Genomic DNA, 1,425 nt, shown 5'->3' with positions numbered 1-1,425 from the left:
CGCCAGCTTCCTTGCACGTCGGGATGTCGGCCCATGACAGGGTGTCGGTGACTTTGGTCTTGTAGGGCATGCGTTTGTCGTCGAAGACGCACAGAGCCCGAAGCTGGTTGGCGCGCCACTGGGCGACGGCCTCGATCGGGTTGTTGACGGAAGAGTCGACGTGCTTACCGACGAGCTGGACCGCGACTTCACCGCCTCCCTTGAATGGGACATAGATGAATTTTGTGCCTGTGGCCTGCTCAATGCCGACAGTGATGATCTGGTCTTCCTGTTTGGAACCCGTGCCGCCCATCTTGATTTTGCTGGGGCCTGCGGCTTTTACGGCTGCCAGGTAGTCCTTGGCGGTCTTGGCGGGGTTTTCTGCGTTGACCCATAGCACGAACTGGTCGAGCGCCATCATGGACACGGGCGTCATGTCGCGCCAGTTGAAGGGAACACCTGTCGCCAGAGGTGTGGTGAAGAGGTTGGACAGCGTGATAATGATCTTGTGTGGGTCACCTTTGGCGCCCTTGACTTCGAGGAAGCCCTCCGCGCCAGCACCGCCGGATTTGTTGACGACGATCAGYGGTTCTTTCATCAGCTTGTGCTTGATGATGATGCCTTGCATCAGTCGGGCCATCTGATCGGCCCCGCCGCCGGTACCCGCAGGGACCACGAACTCCACTGGCTTGGTGGGCTCCCAGGCTGCATGGGCGGGGAAGGCCGTCAGCGCCGCTGCCGCGATGGCGCATGTCCCCGCTGCAGTCAATTTATTCCTGATGCTCGCAAATCTGGTTTTCATCACGTTGTCTCCTGTATTGGGTAACTCTGTTTGGGCTTGGAACTTCTTTACTGATTCCCTGGCCGGAGCATATTGCACGCGTATGGTCTTACCAAGTGGACGAAAAACTCTTGACAGGGGTCAAGTTTGTGGGATTTTCGATGCCCTCTAGGGTTTGTCCCGAGCTGTTTTGCTCCATGGCGGGCGCTTGATAGCGTATCTCCCTAGGAGGAAAGTGTCACATCGCCGATACCATGAATTTCAAAAGGGCTGGCGCTTCGTTCCGTGGCGATGACTGGGACACAAAAATGTTTTGAAAGGTAATAGCCATGAAAAACTCATTGTTGCTGATGGCTTTGTTTTTTTTTGGTTTGACCGCGCAGGCGCAGCAGTGCGAGGGCGGTCTTTACCTTAATCCGCAAGTGATCCGGGGCGAGGGAGCCTCGCAAACCGAAAGTGCCCTGAAAGAACTCGTTGACTTTATCCGCCCCACGGGGCTGTCGGTCACGCCGGTGCTCAACATCCGGGAGACGCAGGATGTTTTGACAGCCGTCAAGAAACCGGCGCCACCATGCTGGGTCTATGGCAACCCCGTGGTCGGTCTTGCCTCGGGCTATAAGCCGGTGGCTGTCAACATGGACCCGATCCAGTCGGCTGTACTGATT

The 1,425-nt window shown here is 56.9% G+C and carries 2 protein-coding genes; one reads left to right on the top strand and one right to left on the bottom strand.

Going from position 1 to position 1,425, the window contains the following annotated elements; genetic code table 11:
• The coding region (locus tag AC1DWI_RS23120) for a tripartite tricarboxylate transporter substrate binding protein (RefSeq protein ID WP_477725913.1) at positions 1-781 on the bottom strand (781 nt) is incomplete at its 3' end.
• 308 nt (positions 782-1,089) lie between these two features.
• Between AC1DWI_RS23120 and AC1DWI_RS23115 the strand changes: the two genes are divergently transcribed.
• On the top strand, positions 1,090-1,425 hold a 336-nt coding region (locus AC1DWI_RS23115), incomplete at its 3' end, for a hypothetical protein (RefSeq protein ID WP_477725912.1).

It is taken from the genome of Polaromonas sp. P3_C2 (assembly GCF_056402675.1).
Note: the sequence above shows the minus strand (reverse complement) of the source record. Positions and strands in the feature narration are given on the sequence as shown.